Raw genomic sequence first — 20,526 nt, 5'->3', positions numbered from 1 at the left:
CACCCAAAAAACGACTGAAAAACTGGGATGGAGGTCCAGGAGGAAGGGCTGCGCCTTTCCTCCTGGTGGGGTTCGGGGCGAAGCCCTGACAAAGGCTTTCCTGTCCAGGCTTTTCTTGCAAGGGTGCTGAATAGTGACGAAGGCAGATCAAAAGCTTCTGGAAAAATGGATGGTCAGGGCGGCGCCCTGGTTGCCGCTCCGGAGTTCGGCGGTGGCATGCTCCGAAAGTTGGTATCCAGCCCGTACCTGCATGGTTTCACCATCGGACCGGCCACTCCTGACCACACCCGACAGATTGAAATGTCCGCTTCTCCACCCCCCCTCCCATTGGTTCTCTCCGGGCGCAATGTGACCATCCACATACAGACCATGTGGCCATGAAGAGGCAGAGGCTGGATGGTCTCCGTCGGCCCGTTGCAGATGGATCCGAAGATGGGCCGGTTGCAGAGGATTCCAGCCCAATTTGACCAGGGAATGGCCACCTGTGAGGTGTGTTTGTTGATTGAGGTGTGTTTGTCGATCGTCGTTGCCGAAGGGGATCATGTCGACACCCAGGGATTCCAGGGTCTTGCCCAGGGACTCCACGATGGGGAGCGAACGACCCTTTGCCAGCAGATACTGTTTGGCGTCGTCGCGCACGACCCGCTTGGCGGCGGCGAAGGGTTTCTCCAGAAGCAGCCTGGCCTGGTCACGCCTGTCGGCCTGCTCCTCCAGGTCCAAGGCTTGGCTGCGGGTGCCTTTGACCTCGGTCAGGCGGGCAAAGTGGGCAGGACTTTCCGGGTTGATGCCGGTGTCGATGGCGGCCCGCAAGGCCATTTGCAAGGTGTATCCCAGAGAGAGGGGATGAACGGTCGTCCGAGGTTCGTCACCCTGATTGGATCCGGAGTTGGCAGCTCCGGATTGCAGAACCAGAAAGACCATCCCCACCATCACGATCTGAAGACGGGTCTTGTCGGCATGGCCGGCAGGCTGTGGGACAAGGTCAGGCAGCCCGGTGTGGATCCACGCCGAACCAGGACGGCTTGCGCGTGGTATGGTGGCAGAGAGTATCGGCGCCAGCCGCAGAGTGTTCATGTGTCGATGTCCCGAAAAGATGGGTGATCCCGTCAACAGACACTGCAAGGTGCATTCCAGCTACACAAAAGGACGTCTACAGGCTTGACTGCATGATCGACCAGCCCGGGCAGGCCGGGTTGATGTCGCATCCATTTGACTGAAAAATTTTTTTTACATAGGCGAGAGACTCAACAACTCCCCTATGAATTCAAGACGCAGCAGCGGGTCGTGCATCTCCAGGAGCGCCTGTTTTTCATGGTTGGGCACTTGCAACCGCTCACCCAGTCTCCAGGCCAATGCAGCCGAATCCCGGGATTTCTCCACTCCACCCTTTTCAGCGGATGATTGATGGTTGGAGTGGTCGTTCCGAGGTATGTTGATCGGGTTTGTGCCGGCCAAAAGTTCCAGAAGGTCGTCCAGGACGGCCAGGTGTTGGGGGAGGGGAGGGGGCGCATCCACGGGAAGAAGTTCGCCATGGCCAAGCAGGAGACCGTCGGGACGGGAACGCACACCATGGATGCGAAAACGACGGGTACCCTGCACCGTAATACCGAGAAGACCTCCTGGCAGATCGCCAAAATCGACGATGGTCGCCAATGTGCCGATGTCATACAAGGTGGGTATGTCCTTGACCTCCCGACCTTGCCGAATCAATACGACGATAAACCCGCAAACGTCGTGGCTACAGTGACGGATCAGATTCAGATACCGTTCCTCGAATATACGCAGATTCAGCGTGCCGCCCGGGAAAAGGACGGTGTGCAGGGGGAACAGAGGCATTACGTCGGACTCGGATGACATGTCTCACCGTTTGTCAGCGCGTTGATGATTCGTTTACGGCTTTCCCTGGCGATAAGCAGTACGATGGGACAGAATAGCACTTTTCGAGGGTGTTGAGCAGAATCCATTTTATCGTTTCGGACCATATCCCGACCCCTATTGCCAAACAGGCAGGTCTCATGAAAAAAAAATCCGCAACACGTAATGCCAGATCATGGCCCCCTTTCCTGAGCCGGATTATGGCGTGGATTGTTGAAACCATGCCTTATTGGCTCTCCTTTTGTGTCCTGCTTGTGGGGATTGGGGCAGAGTTGAGGGATGATCCCATGGTGGGTACGCTGCGCAATGTTGCGTTCGATGCCTTTCAGCGCTGGCACCCCCGGGAGTACCAGAATGCTCCGGTGCGTATCCTGGACATTGATGATGTCAGTCTGGAAAAGCTGGGCCAATGGCCCTGGCCACGCACCGTGCAGGCGGAGATGGTGCGGCGGTTGCAGGACTTGGATGTGGCGGCCATTGTTTTTGACGTGGTTTTTGCGGAACCGGATCGGACATCGCCCGCACGGTTGCTGGAGCTGTGGAAGGGTGATGCGACAAAAATGGACCTGCTCCGCCAGATGCCGGACCATGATGAGGTTTTTGCCGAGGCGATTCGCCGAGGTCAGGTTGTCACCGGTTTTACCCTGGGCGAAAAAAAATCCAACGACCGCGAACCGGCCCAGAAGGCGGCGTTTGTGACCGCCGGCGATGATCCCAAACAATTTCTTCGATCCTTGCCCGGACGAGTGGCGACTTTACCCATCCTGGAGGCCGCTGCGGTGGGCAATGGCACCTTCGCCTTCACCGCCGACAGCGATGGGGTGATCCGCAGCGTTCCCTTGATTCAGCGGTCGGAAGACATACTCTACCCCAGTCTCGCCGCAGAGGCCTTGCGCGTGGCCCAGGGAGCGAAAAACTATTTCATTAAATCCTCGGGAGCGCATGGCGAGGAACGCGCTGGAGGACACACGGGCATGATATCGGTGCGGATCGGTAACCTGACCGTGCCTGTCGGACCGCGTGGGGATATCTGGTTGCACTACACCCCCTCTCTCCCCGACCGGTATGAACCGGCCTGGAAATTGTTTGAAGGCAAGTCCGATCCTGCCCGGTTCAAGGAGCATATCGTTTTTGTGGGACCATCGGCAAAAGGTTTGCTGGATGTGCGGTTTACCCCCCTGGGCGGCATCATTCCCGGGGTCGAGGTCCATGCCCAGTTGGTTGAACAGATGTTGCAGGGGAGTTTTCTGGAGCGTCCCGATCTCGAACAGGCAGGGGCCATCATTTTCATGGTGCTGATGTGGTTGTTGCTCGTCACCCTGTTGGCGCGCCTTGGCGCCACATGGTCCGTGGTGGTCGGCGGCGGGGCGGTGGCGGTGACCTGTTATGGCTCCTGGTATGCCTTCAATCAGTGGAATCTGCTGCTGGATCCCGTTTTGCCATCCATCATGGTGATGGGTACGTTTGCAACCTTTTCCGTACCCAGGTACTTGCAGGCAGAGAAAAAATCCCAGTGGATCCGCGAAGCTTTCGCCAGTTATGTCTCCCCAAACCTGGTGCAGTACATCATCGACCACCCGGAGTTGTTGAAGCTGGGGGGAGAGAAACGTGAATGCAGTTTCGTCATGACCGACCTGGCCGGGTTCACGTCCCTCATGGAAAAATTTGATCCCAATGCCATGGTGGCTTTGCTGAACGAATATCTGGACGAGATGGTGAAGATCGCTTTTTCCCACGAGGGCACCTTGGACCGCATCGTGGGGGATGCCGTGGCCATTATTTTTTCGGCACCGGTTGCACAACCCGACCATGCCATCCGTGCCGTTCGTTGCGCCCGGGATATGAACACATTCTCCTGGAAATTTGCCCGGTATCAGCAGCAGGAAAAAAAGATTCCCTTCGGTTTGACCCGGATTGGGGTCAATACCGGCACTGTCCTGGTGGGAAATTTTGGCGGCAACAATGTCCTGGACTATCGTGCCCTTGGCGATGCCATCAACACGGCAGCCCGCCTTGAGAGCGTCAACAAGCAGTTGGGAACGCGCATCTGTGTCAGTGGTTCGACCGTGGCGCAATGTCCGGATTTTGTCGGTCGCCCGGCGGGTGAGTTGGTCTTGAAGGGAAAAGAGAAGGGCATCGAGACTTTTGAGTTGCTGACGATGGAAGAGGAGACGTCACCACACATCCAGGCCTATAAGGCAGCATACCAAAGCATGACCGAGGAGGATCCGGCTGCCTTGGCAGCGTTCCAAAACCTGGCTGCCGCTTACCCGGATGACGGCTTGGTCCGGTTTCATCTGCAACGCCTGGAGAGTGGCCAGAAGGGAAGCCGCGTGGTGCTCTCTTCCAAGTAGGGGGAGCGAACCAAAAAAAACGATTGCAAGACCGGGATGGAGGTGCAGGAGGAGGGGCTGCGCCCTTCCTCCTGGTGGGGTTCGGGGCGAAGCCCCGACCAGTGGCTCAACCGTGTTGATTTGATGTGAAGGCAAACCATGAATCGGGGTCCAGGGGGCTGGCTCCCTGGCGGGTCCAGGGCAGCGCCCTGGTGGGGTTCGGGGCGAAGCCCTGACAAAGGCTTTCATTTCCAAGCTTTTCTTGAAAGAGTGCGGAATAGGCACGAAAAGTGAGCACTTCAAATCAAGTCGGTTGGTCCACTAGGCTTTCATATCTTCGTTTACTGCTGATGGGCCACGAACAAGACGGAGTGGTCAGGTTACTGGATGGTCACTTCGACCCGGCGATTACGTGATTCGGACACTTCGTCGGCGGTACGCACCAGGGGATTGCCCTCGCCGTGGGAACTGAAGTCGACCATCTCCGGCTTCAGACCGATCTCCACCAGCTTGTTTCGGACAGACTGTGACCGATCCAGGGCAAGCTGCCAGTTCCGGTCAGCAGGCCCCACAGTGTCCGTGTGACCGACAACCTCCACCGTGGGAGGGGTGGACCGTTTGGAGACAGCGCCCAGGAGCTCCGTCATACGGAGCTTGGACTCCTCGGTCAAGTCTGTTCCGCCCGAGTTGAAATTGAGAATGAAGTGGAGAGGTGGCTCAGGGTTGGCATCAAGCGCTTTGCCGAAGGCGGCTTGAATCTGGCTCTGGTCCATGGAAAATGGCTGGGTAGGGGCCACGTCGGCGTCATCCACACCCACGGCTGCATGTGCGGTGTTCAGTTCTTGGTGTCCGCCCTTGTTGGTCACGGAGACCGCACCGACCTTGCCGTCATCGCCCGGGAGCAGAATCACCATATTTTTGGGCTGGGCATGCTCACGCCTGATTTTGGTGACAAAATTGATCTTCTGGACATCGGTGTTCAGGGACTCTGCTTCGAGGACGTAGCCACGTTTGACGAGGGACTGCATGAACGTGGTGTAGGCCTGTTTGGCAACCTTGAAACCACCACCGACAAACCCATCCATGGTGATGATCGGGGTCATACGCGCATCGTAGTCGAAGGAAAGTTTTCTGACATGGATATCCATCCCCTCCGGGATCGAATCGCTGACCTCGACCAGGATGGAGCGCGGCGACGGCATGTCGAACAGGGAGGAGAGGCGCTTGGTAAAATCGACGACCTTTGTGGAGTCGGGGGAGATAGGCAAGACAGGTTCATAGTGGAAGCCTTGCCCTTTTTCCGCCTCGATCTGCTTTTCGATGGTTCGGGTTTTCTGTGCGAGGAAGAGATGAGACAGGTAGAGGCCCCCCACCACAATCAAGAAGGTGGTCAAAAAGGGCACAACGGCCTTTTCCGCGCCGTACTTGACGATCTCAAGGGTAGTGTTTCCCGCACGCTGGTAGGAGAGACTCTTGATGGCGGTTGGCAGGGATGTTACCAGTACCTGATCATTCTCCTGCTCATAACGGGTTTGTTGCAGGACGACACACTTTAGTTGCATTTTTTCCGCCAACTGACGAACCCAGCCGGCGCTCATGACCAACGCAGAACGCGACGCAGACGTCGCTTTTTTTGTCGAGGTTTTGATGGCGCCGTCGAGGTGTCCACCGATGGTGGCCATCGTGGCCCCGTCGCTTTCGGTACCGAAAGAGATGTCGGTGTTTGTCGCGGATGTGGCGCTGCCGGTTTCATCCAGGAGATGCCAGTTGAAATAGATGATTTTCTCAAGGCGCATATTGGCCTTGGAGGCCATGGACCTCAACTCATCCTGGAGGGACTCGACCATATTGGCCTTGTCCTCTGGTGCTGACGAGTGCGAAGAGAGCCGCAAGTTGCCAGCGATACGCCCCGGATTGCCGATCAGGATGTCCACATGCCGATCGTGATCGAACAGGACAGCGACATTTTGTTTTTTGGAGGAGTTTTTGACCAGCACATCGTACAGAACGGCATTGAGGGGGAACACGAGGTGATGGTTGGAGTCGGCCTGGGCCATGTCAAAATAGCTGGTTGCCGCATCCTTCTCCACCACGGTAAAGAACAACTCGCTCAGGTTTGCCGTGCGTCCTTGTTTCCAGTGAGTGAGCAGCCGGGCGTGCTGATTGGCCTCCCCCTGCTCCTGGAGTTGTCGGTGGGCGAGGAGTTCGGCGTAACGCTGCGGTGCTTCGACAGACATGAGGAAGGATGGAGCACCCCGGAAATCCGTGATGACCCACTTGTCCCCCTTGACTGCGTCCAATGACGGCAAAGGCTCGCAGGACCGGCCCTTCAGAAGAAACCTGTTGCCGTCCAGGTTGATGATGACATGCCGGGGTGTATTGCTCATGTTTGGATCGTTCCGTGTGATACCAGTGAGATGGAAAAGAGCGAGAACAGGATGCGCCCACCGGAGCCTCGCGCATTGCAGGGGCGATGCACACCCAACCAATCCGACCGGCACTGACCCCCGGGCGGACAGGCTCGCAACCTGCTCCAGCTTGACCTCTGGCACAGGTTCTTTCCATGCCGGAAATAGACCATGTTATTTTCCCACCTTGACCAGGAAGCGCGTTCCACGGACGCCAATCGTTCCGGTCGGGGTTTCAAGCTTGACGGATTGCGGAGAAAGTTTGGCAATCGTTCCGGAGATGACTTGCAAGGTGCCCTTGGTGATGCGTGAACCGAAAGAAAGTTTGTTCTTTTGGGGCTGATAGACAAAATCATCTACGACAAACTCAGTATCAGGACCGAGAGCGACACGCGTGTCGTCCTTGAAGGTCACTCCCATGGCGGCGCCAGTCCCAGACTTCAGGGTGTCGTTCATGAAAATTTCGTCACCCAGTTTGGCATCAACCGTTTTCGAGGCGCGCAAAATTTTGACGGACCCCTCCAGCTTTTTGATGTGGCCGATAGCCTCGGGGGAGCTTGTCGCACGGGCTGGCGCGATACCGACAAAAAGACCTAGAAGCAAGAAGACGACGACGTAATAAACCGACTTGGACATGGACGCACCCTTTTCCTGATGATTTGCCGCTTTCCGTTCCATAACGCACCCTTGGACCACCCGATACCCGCTTCCGGCATGGTAGATTCATTCACCGGAAAAATAAACGTACAAAGTGACGGCGCCACCGCAAAACCCACGGCCACCCTCCAAAGGCAGGCGCCACGCCAAAAGAAGAGTATGGCTGGGCTTATTGCTCAGCAATAAGCATACCGAAGTACGCCAGTGGCCACCAAAAAGGAGAAATGAGGTTACTGGCAGGTCATGACCTTGCGGGAGATGTCACACTCTCCCAGGAAGTGAGTCGCGTCGTTCAATATTTCGACCCCAACACCGCTTCGCTCCGTGCGAACCAGCCGGCATGGCCAAGCCGTGGCTGTTGGCCTGCCAAGCAGGCGCAATTGGCAGGTGGCCCCAGGTGTCAAGGACCACATGGGGCTCTCAATGCGTACGAAGGCCCCTCCGCACCCAACATTTTCCGTAACACCCAAAACGGTGCGGTTTTTGGTCAGCTCCAGTGTGACCTGTCTGCTGTGGCAGATGCGCGATGAGACTCTTCTCTCGTTTTGTTTTTCTTCGCAAAATGAAAAAGAATCAAAGCTGAAAATCATGGTGCGACACCCCCTGCAATCCCCCGCAATGAAGAACACCCAACGCACACGCCCACGATGCGTCTCATCATAGCAGTCCAGACCTCGCTTGCAAGAAGATTTTTCACCAGAGAATGGCCGGCGGCTGAAAAAATAAATATTTCTTTGTGTTAATAAATATATTCAATCAAATAAAGCCAGGATTGGGTTGACCTCCCCCGGTGGGATGGGTAGCATAGACCGTGCAACCCGGTGGAGGGTTGGATATCCGAATAGGCAGGGAGATGATACAATGACTGTCGCCGCCATTACCGCTTCCAACGACGCCTCGGCCCATGGCCGCACGCAATATTTGAACAGCCTTAACCAGAGTGTCTCCCGGGGAACCAGGTCCAGCATTGAGAACAGTCTGCATCGGGATGCCGTCCAGGTCGATGTGCGGTCCAGCCTGCTTAACCGGGAGGTTCGTGCCCAAACCCCTGATGTGAGCCGCGCAACATCCATGCACACACAGGAGACCGTTCTGGGGGGCGGTCAATCCGGATCCCCGGCGGCTGCCGGGATCGACATTCAGGCTTGATTTCGGGCGCGATCCGACCGGAAGAGTTCTCTTTCCCTTCGGTATTTGGTCCTTCGTGCCCGGACGTTCGGTCTTTCGTGCCCGGTGTTGTTACCAGGGGTAGGCTGTCTCGGTTGATTTTGATGATGGCTCCGGTGTCGGCGAAGAGGGTGCGAGGGTTGCTTTTTCTGGAGCTACCCTTTTGGGGGCGGGTGTTGCCACGGATGGTGGGGTGCGCTCGGGGAGAGGAATCTGGACGGAGGGAGTTTGGGACGAGAAATGGATCCCCTCCGGGTCGGGGGGTGGGACGTTGTCCAAATCGAGGGGTGCGGTGCTTTCCGACGGGTCGGGATGGGCTCCCGGATTCGGGTGGGTGGGGGATCCATCGAGCGCCGGGTTTGCGGGTGGGTTCGGGGGGGTGGGGAAGCTGTCCGAAGCCAGTCTGGCAATCGTCTCCTGGAAAGCTGTCACAGGGAGAGGGAGAGCCGGGGTCGCGGTCGTGGCCGGGTCCGTGTGTGGGTTCTGCACGCCGAGAAACTCCTGAAGTTTCCCCATGCCGCCCATGACCCGGAAGGCGTTGGCCAAAAGGTTGAACTGTTCGGTGGTTAAGGTGGACTTGGCCGTGAACAGTTCGGTTTCCGAGTTAAGAACATCCAGAAGGGTGCGTTTGCCTATTTTGAACTGATCGCCATAGGCTGCGGAGACCTTGCTGCTGATGGCAACGTGCTTCTCAAGAAATTCAAGGCGATCCCGCGCAGCTTCCAAACCTTCCCAGGCGGTGCGCAGGGTTTCCCGGACAGTGCGGCGGGTTTGTTCCAAAACCTGCTGCATCTGGGTGATGCGCTGCATGGATTCGTGCTTCCGGGCATTGTCGGCGCCACCCCGAAACAGGTTGTAGTTCATTTTGACCAGAGCGGAGACATTTTGTGCATAACCCACCGTCCCACTCTGGTTGGCATTGTTTCCGTAGAGGATATCCATCTTGATGTTGGGACGAAAGCTCCCCTTGATGGCCTCCAGGTCGTGTTGCGCGGCGGCAAGATCCTGTTGCACCGCCAGAATGGCCGGGTGAGATTGCAAAGCGGCAGCTTCCGCCACATCCCAGTTTACGGGGATAGCGGCGAGATGGACCTCAGGCCGAAGCAGATCCCTGGGCGGCAAGCCTGTGATGCGCAGATAACGGGCTTCGGCTATCCGCAATGCCCCCAGGGTGGCCACGCGATTGGCCGAAACCAGGGCCAGACGGGTCTCGGTTTGCTGAACGTCGGCCTCGTTGCCGGCGCCGCTTTTGAACTTGGCCTGGATCTTTTCCAGAATGTCCTGATGCAGACGGACGTTGTCTTGCAAAAGGGCAAGAAGTTCCTGCTGTTTCAGGGACTCCAGGTAGGCATCCGTGGCCGATTGCAGCAAGGCTTCCGCGACACGATGAAATCCGAAGGTGGCCGAGGCATAGGCGGCTTGCGCCTTGGCCGAGTTGGCTGCCGTGGTGCCGGCGTCGTAGAGCAGTTGGGAGAGGGTGATGCTGGATTGCCCGTTGGTGAGCGTCAGGCCGTTCAACCCCAGACCCCGGGTCGTCGTGTTGTTGCTCCATTCACGACCGTAGGCCGTGGCGGTGTCCAGGGTGGGGAGGTATCCGGCCCTGGCCCCATCAATCTGATTGCGCACGGCGCGCTGATTTTCCAAGGCAGCCAACACTTCAGGATTGGACTTGAGTGCGTGAGCGGTGGCCTCCAGGAGGGTTGTGGCCGAAGCTGGTGCCGGCAGGATCAGGAGGGCCATCACGCTCCATCTCCACAAATGGCAACGTGCCCGGATACGATTGGCAATCGCGCGCCGGGACGCTCCGCCCAGAGTGGAGAGATCAACAACCCCTAGCATGTGTGATGTCCACCATGACCGAACTGTCGGGAAACGATAACCCTCTGCCAATTTCTTCACAGGATCATACATCTCGAAATGGAGATAATCCAGCTTGGATTCAAACCAAGGCTGCCCCATCCCGACAAAAATAAACGAGTCGTGATAACCGTTCAGTACCCGGCACGGAATGGCGGGCCTCAGATGATGCCGCTGCTTGGCAGGATCGGATCCTCGATCAACAACACCCCCAGGTGGTTGACCGGAGCGGTATAGACATCAAACGTATGGCCGCCCAACTCGGTCAGCCCGGTAGAGCTGACACTTAAATTCTGGCCGTTGACGTGGACCGTGGTGGACGCTGCCCTGGTCCAGCCATCCAGGGAATTGGCCGTCACGGTGTCGGCGGCATCGCCCATGACGATCAGCGCGTTGTGGTCGGAGATTTTCAGCACATCGTTCATGTTGAGCTCAAGGTTGTTCGCTCCGGCGTCAGTGTTCATGTTGATGATGTCGATGCCCTTTATGGCCGTGTTCGTATGTAAGTTCAGCGAGGGAACCGTGCCATGGAGGTACAAGGTGTCCACGCCAGAACCACCCACCACGGCGCGGGTGTCCGCGGAGTCGTGAAAGAGGATGTCATCCCCTTGGCCTCCCATCAGGACATCGTTGCCGCTGCCCCCATCCAGGGTGTCGTTGCCGGCGCCGCCGACCAGGTTTTCATCAGCTCCGGAGCCGACGATGGTATTGTTGCCGGTATTGCCCTTGAAATTGATTTTTCCCGGGAAATTATCTCCATAGACCAGGGTGCTGATCCCGGCAAGGGCGTTGGCGCCAACGGCATCCCTGGTGGCGCCGACCATGAAATCGTTCAAGCCATCACCGTTGAAATCACCGCCCGCGCCCACGGAACTTCCCGCCCAATCACCAGAGTGATCCCCGTTCAGGGCCAAGCCATTATGGCCATCCAGGGCGGAAAGATTCAGGGAACCCCCATTGCCAACATTGGGAGCGCCGAAAATCAGATAGGCCTGACCGGCATCGGCAATGGCTCCAGGATCGGCTTGAAGGGCGCCGACCAGAACGTCATCGAAACCGTCGCCATTCACATCTCCCACCCCTGCGACCGAGGATCCGGCATGGTCGGAGCCAGCCATGCCATACATGGCAAATCCATCGTTGCCATCCAGGGAGGAGACGGCGATGGAACCCGGTAGGGAGGCCGAACCGAAAATCACATAGGTTGCGCCGGCGCCGGCGTCGGAGGAGAGGTCAAAGTTACTGGCGCTGACGATGATATCCTGGTAACCATCGCCGTTGACATCTCCGGCGCCATCGACCCCCAAACCCAGGGAGTCGCCATTGTTGGCGCCGACCAGGGTGACGCCATCGGTGGAAGTCATGGTGGCGAGATTCAGGGTGGCGTCAAAAGCTGAACCTTTCCCATAAACCAGAAAGGCCTTGCCGGGAACAGCCGAGTTGACGGTGGCGGATGTGCCAACCAGGATGTCGTCATACCCATCGCCGTTCACATCCCCGGCAGAGCTGACTGAATATCCTGTCTGGCTCGTGGTGATACCGTTCATGGTGAAACCGTTGCTGCCATCCAGGGCACTGACTGCGAGAGTGGGGGTAAACGTGCCGCCATGACCAAATACGACATAAGCGCTGCCTTGGTTGGTATTGGTTTTGTAGGCGCCCACAATGATGTCATCGTAGCCATCGCCATTGATGTCGCCGGCGCCATGAACCGCATGTCCCAGAAAATCGTCCGCAGCGCCGCCGGTCAACGTAAAGCCGTTGCCGCCATTCAGACTCGACAGATTGAAAGGGTCGGCAGACCAGGTTGTTTGACCAAAAATAATGGAGGCTGCACCGGCATCCGTCATGGTTCCGCCATTGACCACATCCGCCCCTTTGGCGCCGATGATCAAATCGTCCACGCCGTCGCCGTTGACATCGCCGGCAGAGGCCGCCGAGCTTCCGGAAAAGTCGTTGACCGCAACGCCAACAGCGGTAAAACCACTGCCTGTGAGAGATTGAGGCGAGGTGACGCCCGCTGACGTGCCGAATATCACGTAGGTGGCGCCGGCGTTGCTGGCCGAAACGTCGTTGTTTTCGGATGTGACCAGAACGTCGGAAAAACCGTCGCCGTTAAAGTCTCCAGCCGATCCGACCACGTTGCCGGAATTGTCGCCGGCGGCAGCGCCTTGCAGAGAAAATCCGCGAATTCCGGTGATATTGCCCAACGACGTGGCTGCATCGATGGCCTTGTGGGCCGTCACCTGGTACTGGCCGCCTGCAAAAGCCTGGGTAAAGGTCCAGTCCGTCCCCAGAGCATGGGCATAATAGTCAAATACTCCGGAAACGGAAGAAGCTGACATGATGTCGAATGTCTGACCATGCGCAGGCACAAAGTAGTTGTAGAAATGAAGAACCACGGTATCGGAGGCGTTGTTCAGATCGACGCTGCTGGCCGTCAACTTGTCAAAGCTCTGGCTGCTTTCCAAAAAGAGTTCGAGCGTACCGGTATTGCCAAAAGTGACGGGGCCTTGAATGGTCAGGTTGCCGGTCGTGGTCAGACCCGGCAGGATCCTGCCGTTGTTGATGAAGGTCACATCGGGATCCGAAACGTCGATCGTCCCGATTCCGGAAATAAGACCATTGACATCATTGGTGAATGTCGTGCTGGGCAGGCCGGAGATCTTGAGCGTTGCACTGTCGGAGAGGATCGACAGGGTGCCGTTGTTGACAAATGTTCCAAAAACTGCCGCATGATCCAACATCAAGGTGCTGTGATTGCCGATCAGGTACATGCTACCTTGATTGCTGAGATGTCCATCGATATGGAAGGTGCTTGCGGTGCCGGCTCCGGAATTTTGCATCTGGAGGGTGCCTGTATTGATCAATGTGCCCGAATTGATCTGTAACAGGACCGCGCTGGCATTGGCGGCGGTGTCGTCAAGAACCAGGGTGCCGGCATTGGTGAAACCGCTGGCAAAGATGGCTTCGGTCGCTGCATAGCTGTAGCCATCGACGTACAGAACGCCATCGTTTGTCAGGGTGCCGTCGATATGGTTGCCGGTACCGCCAAAGCTCAAAAATCCAAGGTTGACCAACCCGACTTGGGTGGCGAATGTGTCGCCATCCATGTCCAGTGCGCCACTGGCCGCGATCATGAAGGTGGTGGGCGATACGGCTGTAACCGTCACCGCACCATAGAAAACCAGATTGAAGGAGGGCATGCTGTAGGTGTAGTTGCTTGCCAACATCAAGGTCTGGGTTCCAGCCAGGTGAATCGAGCCATTGCCATTCAGGACGGTGCCGGTGCCAAATACCGTGGTGCCACCGGAAATGGTCAGAACGGCGCCCGTACCCAGATTGATGGTACCAGCCGAGGTGTCAAAAGTGGCCAAGGTGCCGGTATTGCCAATAAGCAGATTATAATCCACATCGATGACGCCGGAGTTGACGATGCAGCCATAAATCGTATGCATCCCGGCTGCCGTGCCACCGGAATCCCGCGACCAGATGCGACCGGAATTGGTCAGAATGACACCGTTGCTGTTGGCGTAGAGCGTGCTGTTGCCGGCGGTGCTGCTCTCGTTATCCAGAATGATGGTTCCGGCGTTGGTGAAGCTGGTCGTGACAGCCAGAGCCGCGTTGCCGGTGCCGCCGATGCCGATGGCCAGCACGGCGCCGACGTTGTTACTGGAGGAACCGTCGATGGTCAGCGTACCGGAAGAACGTAATACATTGATGGTGCCGCTGTTGCTCAGGGTCAGCCCGGCGGAAAAGTGATCGTTGTCCAGGTTCAGGATGGAGGCGGCAGCGTTCGTGAAGGTGTAGCCGGAACCCTGGATGGTCACCGTGCCGTGGAGCAGGTCCAGATGCGCCGGGGTTTGATGGTTATAATTTCCCGTCAGGTCCAGGGTGTGGGCGTTCGCCAATACCAGATAGCCGAACCCCAAAAGGGTGGTGCCGGCGCCAAACCGGGTGGTGCCGGAGTCGATGGTCAACGTGGGGCTGGGGCTCAGGGTGGACAGATCGATGGTGCCGCTGCTGGTATCGAAGGTGGCGCCGGTGTTGTTGATGGTCAGGTTATGATGGACCAGAATACGGCCTGTGTTGGTGACGTTGCCGGTGATGGTGCGCAACCCCGCCGCCGTACCCCCGGAGTCGTGCGACCAGATGGTTCCGGGGTTGGTCAGAGTGCCACTGGTGATGGTCAGGGAGGCCTCATCGGTACTGCTGCTCTCGTTGTCCAGTTCGATAAGGTTATAGTTGGTAAATCCGCTGGCGAACACGATATCGGCACTGCCGCCACTGCCGCCTTTGCCAATGACGAGCGACCCGTTGGGGGGTTGATTGTACCAGGTTCCGTTGATGGTGACCGTTCCCGCGTGGCGTTGGATTTCGACAGTCCCATCATTGCTGATGGTGGTGTTTTCATCCACGATGTCGTCATCCATGGCGAGATGGCTGCCGTTGAGCAGGCCAAATGAAAAGGCCCCCCGGATGGTCACCGTACTGTGCAGCAGATCCAACGTCACCGTGTTCCCGTAGGCGAAGCTGTCTGTCATATCGAAGGAGCTGTCCGGGCGGAGCACGCCTGTGCCGATGAGTGAGGTTCCGGCCCCGATCACGATGGTACAGGCGTTGGCGACAAGCGTCGTCCCGGCAGCCAGGTCCAACGTGCCATACGATGTGTCCAGCGTGCCGCCGGCGACGGTCAGATCGTAATCGACATCGATGGTGCCGCTGTTGGTGACGTTGCCGGTGATGGTGCGCACCCCGGCGACGGCGCCCCCTGAGTTCAATGACCAGAGGGTGCCGCTGTTGGTCAGGGTGCCTGCCGTGATGGTCAGGCTTGCGTCAGCTGTGCTGGCGTCATGATTGTCCAGCGCGATGACGCCGGCGTTGGTCAGGCCGCTGGCAAAGGCAATGGCTGCACCAGTCAGACTGGTCGTACCACCCACACCTATGGCCAGGACGGAGGCGGCATTGTTGAGGTAGGCGCCATGGACCGTCACCGTACCAGGTGAACGTTGGATATGAATGGTGCCACTGTTGCTCAGGGTGCTCAGGGTCGGAACGGAGGCAAAACTGTCATCGTCCAGGTTCAGGGTGGAGCCATTGGGGTTGTCGAGGGTATATCCGCCGCCGTTGATGGTGACGGCAGCTGCAAGCAGGTTCAGGCTGGGGGAGGGGTTGCTGTAGTTGCCCACCAGATCCACGTTGTTCAAGACGGTCAAAGTTCCGGTGGTCAAGCCATCGATGGTGGTCAACTGGGCGCTGGTCGCCGTATCGGTGATGATGCAATGGATCCCGCCACCCACATATCCGCCCACGTTGCCGGCCAGGTTGGCGGCGGTGTCGATGATGGTGGTCGGGGTGACGGCGCCTGTGGTCAGGGCATCGATGGCGGTCAGTTGGGCGATGGTGGCGGCATCGGTGACGGTGACGGCGACGTTGCCGGTTATGTAGCCACCCGCATTGACGAACAGTTGACCGACTGCGTCGGTGATCTGCGTGGCGGTGACCACCCCTGCCGCAAGATCCAGGGCGGCCAACTGACCCATGGTGGCCGTATCGGTCACGGCGACATCGGTGAAACGGGTCACGTATCCGCCTGTATTGGCGGTCAAATGGGCCCATGTGTCGGATACATGGGTTGCCGTGACCGTTCCCGTGACGGTATCGATGGCAGCCAATTGGGCCAAGGTCTGTGTATCGCTGACCGTGACGTTGGTGGAGCTGTCGACATAGCCTCCCGCGTTGGTCGCCAGGTTGGCTGCCGTATCGATGATGCCACCCGTCGTGTAATCCAGGGTTCCCGCAGTCAGGGCGTCGATGGCGGTCAGTTGGGCGATGGTGGCGGCATCGGACAGGGTGACGTTGATGGTGCCCGTCACCAGGCCACCGACATTGGCGACAAAATTTGCCGCCGTATCGACGATCTCTCCCGCACTGTAGGTCAGGGTTCCCGTGGTCAGGGCGTCGATGGCGGTCAGTTGGGCGATGGTGGCGGTGTCGGTGACTGTCACGTCGATGGCGCCAGTGACATAGCCACCGGCATGGGCTGCCAGGTTGGCTGCCGTGTCGGCGATACCTCCGGCGCTGTAGGTCATGGTTCCGGTGGTCAGGGCGTCGATGGCGGCCAGTTGGGCGATGGTGGCGGTGTCGGTGACCGTCACGTCGACGGCGCCAGTGACATAGCCACCGGCATTGACTGCCAGGTAGGTTGCCGTGTCGGCGATACCTCCGGTGCTGTAGGTCATGGTTCCGGTGGTGGCGGCATCGATAGCCGTCAGTTGGGCCAGGGATGCGGCATCACTCACCGTCACGTTGACGGCGCCTGTCACATAAACCCCGGCGCTGCCAGCCAGATGGGCCGCTGTATCGGCCAGACTGGTGGGAACGACCGTTCCCGGCGTCAAGGCATCGATGGTTGCCAACTGGGCCACGGTTGCCGTATCGACCACCGTGACACGTTGTGCCGCATTGATGTACCCACCGGCATTGGCCGTCAGGTTGGCCACGGTATCGAAAACGACCCCAAACGGATAAGGCGCACCCTGGTAAAATGTGAGATCGACCCCCAAGGGAATGGTGGTTGTGCTGATCGGGGTCGATCCACCCGTTGTGGTGGTATCGACCTGCACGATGGCGTTCGTAGATGACCAATTGCCCTTGTAGGAGCTGTCCAACGCCCTGACGGACAACTCCGGCGCCAAACCTGTGTAACCAGCCGCAGGCAGAAAACGCACCTGGCTGGCGGCGGAGAGGGCAATGGCCTTGGCACCGTCACTGGCTGCGCCGAGCGCGGTCCAGTTGGCCCCGCCATCCACGGAATATTGCCATACCCCCTGGCTAATGGTCGCCGGATTGTTGACAACGGCCACCCCGGCCAGACGGTCACTTGTATCGGCATCCTTGAAGAGCCCAACGAACAATGCGCCGACTGTGGCGCCCGAGCTGGCGAGATCAGAGGTATGGGCCGGGATGCTGGCGTGGCCCGCAAGGGTCGGGGCGTGATTGGGGTTGGTCAGGGTGATGGTCAGGGCGTCCACCCGGGGCGGAATGCCCCCCTTGGCATCCGTGGTCAGAAACTCCGCTTCCAGCGTGGGGTGGTTGGCAAAATCCAATACAGCCCCGGCCTTGAGTTGCAGCACGCCGTTGTTGACCTCGAACAACCCGGCATCCGCTCCCCCGATGATCTGCACCACCGGGGTCGCCCCGGCTGGCGCCTGGGCGGTGAGCGTACCCACGGCGGCGCCGGCTGTGGCCCCGGCGGAGAGAGTGTTGCTGGAAATGGACAGTCCGGTAAAACCCCCTTTTTCACTGCTCAGGTTACCCAGGGTTTGACCGAAATGGCTCCAGGCTTGTGATTGGGTGATAAAGGTTCCACCATTCTGGGAAAGGAGGGGGGCAAAATTTGTCTCGGTCAGGGGGGTGTCCAGGTTGAGATTCAAGCCCGAAATGACGGCGCTGGTCGCAGCGGAAATCTGGATGCCATTACTCAAGTCGTGATCGGCATCGGCCATTTGCAGGAGTTGCAAGGTGTTGGCTACCCGCGTCGAATTTCCCGCGTCGGCGATATCCACCGGCGTGACCACGGAGCCGCCCGCCGATTGCCCCAGATAAAAATTTCCCACGTAAAATTTGATGGTCTCGTTGGGGCGGTAGAGAAAGTTGCCTTGGCTGTCGGTCAAGCCTGACTGGGTGGCGGTTTGATAATTGAGGCCGCTGACGGCGCCATCGAGGAAGACCCCCTGTGCCAGGGGTTGCAAGGTCAAGTTGGCCGAGACCGATGCTTGGGATGTGTCCGTGGCCGTGACCTGAACCTGAACATCGTTGGTCGCATCGGCGCCGGCGGTGCCGCTGAAAGTGGCGGTGGCGGGATCGAATTTGAGCCAAGAGGGCAGGGCGCTTCCCCCTGCCAGGTTGGCCGAATAGGTGAGTTTGTCGCCTGTGTCCACATCGCTGAAGGTTTCGGCATCGACGACGTAGCTGAAAGCTTTGCCCAGAATGAAATTTTGGTTGGTGACAAGCGTGTTGTTGACCGTCGGGGCATCATTCTCTCCGGTGATGGTCACGACGACAGGGGCTGTGGCGACAAGGCCATGACTGTTGGCAACCGTATAGCTGAAGGTTTCGGTCGCGGTCTCCCCGGGGTTCAAATGGTCAAAACGACCATCAGGTTGATAGGTCAGCGTGCCATCGGATCCGACAGCGATCTTTCCGAGCAGTTTTGAAAAATCAAATCCCTGCGGATCGATCTTCAAGTGGGATGACCCACGGGGATCCTGGTCGTTGGCCAGGAGCTTGGCTGGGGGGATGGTCAGGGCGCCCTGTTCCTGGGCATCGAGGGTGTCACTCCCCGGGTGTGGTGGGAGTTTGACGTTTTGTGTCTCGACAAGGCTGGGTTGCGTACCGGCAGCGGGCAGGTTGTTGGTCGGGGAAGGGAGCAGGTGTTTCGCGGCATCGGAAGGAGGGGGGGCGAGGGTTGTGCCAAATGTTTTGGCGGTGGTCTCAGGCTGTCCCGGAAGATTTCCCGGGGGGAGTGCACTGCCCAAACGCACCGGTTCTCCGCTGTTGCTGCCCGGGATGGGACCAACGCCAAAATCCGGCCCACCGGCAGGATTGTTCGTTCCGGCGCCCGGCTTGGCCTGACCGGTATCGGCTGGAGGTTTGGGGGCGCCGTCGCCAAAGTCAGGCCCGGCGGCCTTGCCCGGGCCATCCGGTCTGGGTGCGTCGCCGGCGCCGAAGTCCGGCCCGCCGGATGGGGCTTTTTTCGTGTCGTCGCCGGATTTTTCCGGGGGGCGATCTTCGCCGAAGTCCGGCCCGCTTTTGGCGTCGTCGGTTTTGGCTGAAACGTCGTCCTTTTGCGCATCATCCTTTTTGGCGTTGTCCTTTTGCGCATCATCCTTTTTGGCGTCGTCCGCTTTGGCCTCGTCTTTTTTGGCGTCGTCCCCTTTGCCTTTTTCGTCCCCCTTTTGCTCCCCTTTGTCGCCAGCGGCCTCCCCGGTCTTGGCATCGGCCTTGTCCGATTTCTCTTTGCCCTGCTCCTGCTTCTGTTCCTCCTTATGCTGCTCGATTTTTTGTTCGATCTGTTTCTGCTCGGCATGCTCCTTCTGCTCGAAGACCTGGGTGGACAGTTGGGAGTTCAACTTGGCCATGAAGGTGTCGGGCGCCTTGAAGACCGGCTTCGGAGGCCCGCCGGTGAATGACACGGCTGTGGCTGTTCCCGGCGTGGTCAGGGTGATACTCCCCTGGCCTTGGGCATCCCCGATGGAGAGCACGCCCGAAGTATGCACCACCGTGGTCTCCCCGGCTGGAGTGACCTCGCCGTCCAGCGCCGAGCCGCGAATGCCGATCGTGGCCACCGGCGTCTTGATAACCGTATGCTGGCCTGTTTTGCTGAGATGGGCCAATTTGCCGCTGACATAACGAAAAATGCCCTGCAACACCGTGGCGGCAAATTTTCCGGACGCGCTGCCGGGATCGAAAATATATTGGGTCAGGATGCCACGGGCATTCTCACCGAGTTGAAACATGGTGTCGTCGTTGAGCAGGAGTTTCAGCAGACTCTCCTTGCCCGTATCGATGACATCGCCCAGATGGATGGAATCCCCCTTTTGCAGCAGGCGGGACTCACCATTGCGATCCCGGGCGAAAACCCGCCCGACCACCCGGTCTACATGGCCAATGACAGGAGATTCCGCCTCTCCCCCCGGCCAGAAGGTCGGCCCGGCCACCATGTAGGGGGCTACCGGATTGAGGAGCAGCGCCTCGACCGTATCCGGCGTGACCGTGGCCTCGTTGGCAAGCTTGAGCAGGGGGTGATTTTTCCCGGCGAAATAACCCTCGATCACCACCCTCTCCCCGGCCACGTTCTCGATGATCAGATCGGCGCCGGATCGGGTATACTCTCCGGTCAGCAAAAACGAGGCGTCCGGCAGATAAACCTGGCCCCCATCCGGGGTGACATGGATCGTCCCGTCGTGGGGATTGGCGACAGGGAGGGGACGGGCTTCGCCCGAACCAGCCAGGGATGTTGTGGAGTTGGGAGAGGCATGTATGGCCATTGCTTGATTCCATGAAGAGAAAACATCAGGTTGCAGCCAAACCAATCCGCTCCGAACGATTCTGACAGATTTCTTGCTTTTTGGCTACATCAGATTATTTGATGGACAGGAGGCTCTCCGCGTCTCTGTCAACCATTCACCACCCGGCAACGAATCGGGGTCCAGGGGGGTGGCTCC

9 protein-coding genes are annotated in these 20,526 nt (G+C 58.5%); 2 read left to right on the top strand and 7 right to left on the bottom strand.

Features of this window, described 5'->3' with window-relative positions:
- Positions 1-147: 147 nt before the first annotated feature.
- Together HQL63_05455 and HQL63_05450 are read right to left on the bottom strand one after the other, a co-directional pair.
- Positions 148-1,074, bottom strand: a complete 927-nt coding sequence (locus HQL63_05455) for a hypothetical protein (GenBank protein ID MBF0176280.1) — start codon at positions 1,072-1,074, stop codon at positions 148-150.
- 153 nt (positions 1,075-1,227) lie between these two features.
- Complete coding sequence (locus HQL63_05450; protein MBF0176279.1) at positions 1,228-1,836, bottom strand: LON peptidase substrate-binding domain-containing protein; 609 nt, start codon at positions 1,834-1,836, stop codon at positions 1,228-1,230.
- Between the two features lie 179 nt (positions 1,837-2,015).
- Between HQL63_05450 and HQL63_05445 the strand changes: the two genes are divergently transcribed.
- Positions 2,016-4,229 (top strand): adenylate/guanylate cyclase domain-containing protein, encoded by a 2,214-nt coding sequence (locus tag HQL63_05445; protein MBF0176278.1) that lies wholly within the window; start codon positions 2,016-2,018, stop codon positions 4,227-4,229.
- A gap of 359 nt (positions 4,230-4,588) precedes the next feature.
- On the opposite strand, the gene HQL63_05440 is transcribed toward HQL63_05445, so the two are convergent.
- The 3 genes from HQL63_05440 to HQL63_05430 all read right to left on the bottom strand — a co-directional run bounded on the left by HQL63_05440 (position 4,589) and on the right by HQL63_05430 (position 7,686).
- Positions 4,589-6,595, bottom strand: coding sequence for an OmpA family protein (locus HQL63_05440; GenBank protein MBF0176277.1), 2,007 nt, complete (start codon positions 6,593-6,595; stop codon positions 4,589-4,591).
- 195 nt (positions 6,596-6,790) lie between these two features.
- Positions 6,791-7,252 (bottom strand): FecR domain-containing protein, encoded by a 462-nt coding sequence (locus tag HQL63_05435; GenBank protein MBF0176276.1) that lies wholly within the window; start codon positions 7,250-7,252, stop codon positions 6,791-6,793.
- A gap of 251 nt (positions 7,253-7,503) precedes the next feature.
- Positions 7,504-7,686, bottom strand: coding sequence for a hypothetical protein (locus HQL63_05430; protein ID MBF0176275.1), 183 nt, complete (start codon positions 7,684-7,686; stop codon positions 7,504-7,506).
- 448 nt (positions 7,687-8,134) lie between these two features.
- On the opposite strand from HQL63_05430, the gene HQL63_05425 reads away from it, so the two are divergent.
- The gene (locus HQL63_05425) at positions 8,135-8,422 is read left to right on the top strand and encodes a hypothetical protein (GenBank protein ID MBF0176274.1); all 288 of its coding nucleotides are present in this window, start codon (positions 8,135-8,137) and stop codon (positions 8,420-8,422) included.
- A gap of 90 nt (positions 8,423-8,512) precedes the next feature.
- On the opposite strand, the gene HQL63_05420 is transcribed toward HQL63_05425, so the two are convergent.
- Both HQL63_05420 and HQL63_05415 read right to left on the bottom strand, forming a co-directional pair.
- Positions 8,513-10,279, bottom strand: coding sequence for a TolC family outer membrane protein (locus tag HQL63_05420; protein MBF0176273.1), 1,767 nt, complete (start codon positions 10,277-10,279; stop codon positions 8,513-8,515).
- 179 nt (positions 10,280-10,458) lie between these two features.
- On the bottom strand, positions 10,459-20,349 hold the full coding sequence (locus HQL63_05415) for an FG-GAP repeat protein (protein ID MBF0176272.1): 9,891 nt from the start codon (positions 20,347-20,349) through the stop codon (positions 10,459-10,461).
- Positions 20,350-20,526: the final 177 nt, after the last annotated feature.

Source organism: Magnetococcales bacterium, from assembly GCA_015231175.1.
In the GTDB taxonomy this organism is placed as follows: domain Bacteria; phylum Pseudomonadota; class Magnetococcia; order Magnetococcales; family DC0425bin3; genus HA3dbin3.
The sequence above is the reverse complement of the archived record's forward strand: the minus strand, read 5'-3'. Positions and strand labels throughout refer to the sequence as shown.

Excerpts from the sequence above, each read along its gene's own strand:
- HQL63_05440 (MBF0176277.1), bottom strand. The coding sequence starts at position 6,595 with ATGAGCAATACACCCCGGCATGTCATCATCAACCTGGACGGCAACAGG.
- HQL63_05455 (MBF0176280.1), bottom strand. The coding sequence starts at position 1,074 with ATGAACACTCTGCGGCTGGCGCCGATACTCTCTGCCACCATACCACGC.
- HQL63_05435 (MBF0176276.1), bottom strand. The coding sequence starts at position 7,252 with ATGTCCAAGTCGGTTTATTACGTCGTCGTCTTCTTGCTTCTAGGTCTT.
- HQL63_05450 (MBF0176279.1), bottom strand. The coding sequence starts at position 1,836 with ATGCCTCTGTTCCCCCTGCACACCGTCCTTTTCCCGGGCGGCACGCTG.
- HQL63_05425 (MBF0176274.1), top strand. The coding sequence starts at position 8,135 with ATGACTGTCGCCGCCATTACCGCTTCCAACGACGCCTCGGCCCATGGC.
- HQL63_05420 (MBF0176273.1), bottom strand. The coding sequence starts at position 10,279 with ATGCTAGGGGTTGTTGATCTCTCCACTCTGGGCGGAGCGTCCCGGCGC.
- HQL63_05415 (MBF0176272.1), bottom strand. The coding sequence starts at position 20,349 with ATGGCCATACATGCCTCTCCCAACTCCACAACATCCCTGGCTGGTTCG.
- HQL63_05430 (MBF0176275.1), bottom strand. The coding sequence starts at position 7,686 with ATGTGGTCCTTGACACCTGGGGCCACCTGCCAATTGCGCCTGCTTGGC.
- HQL63_05445 (MBF0176278.1), top strand. The coding sequence starts at position 2,016 with ATGAAAAAAAAATCCGCAACACGTAATGCCAGATCATGGCCCCCTTTC.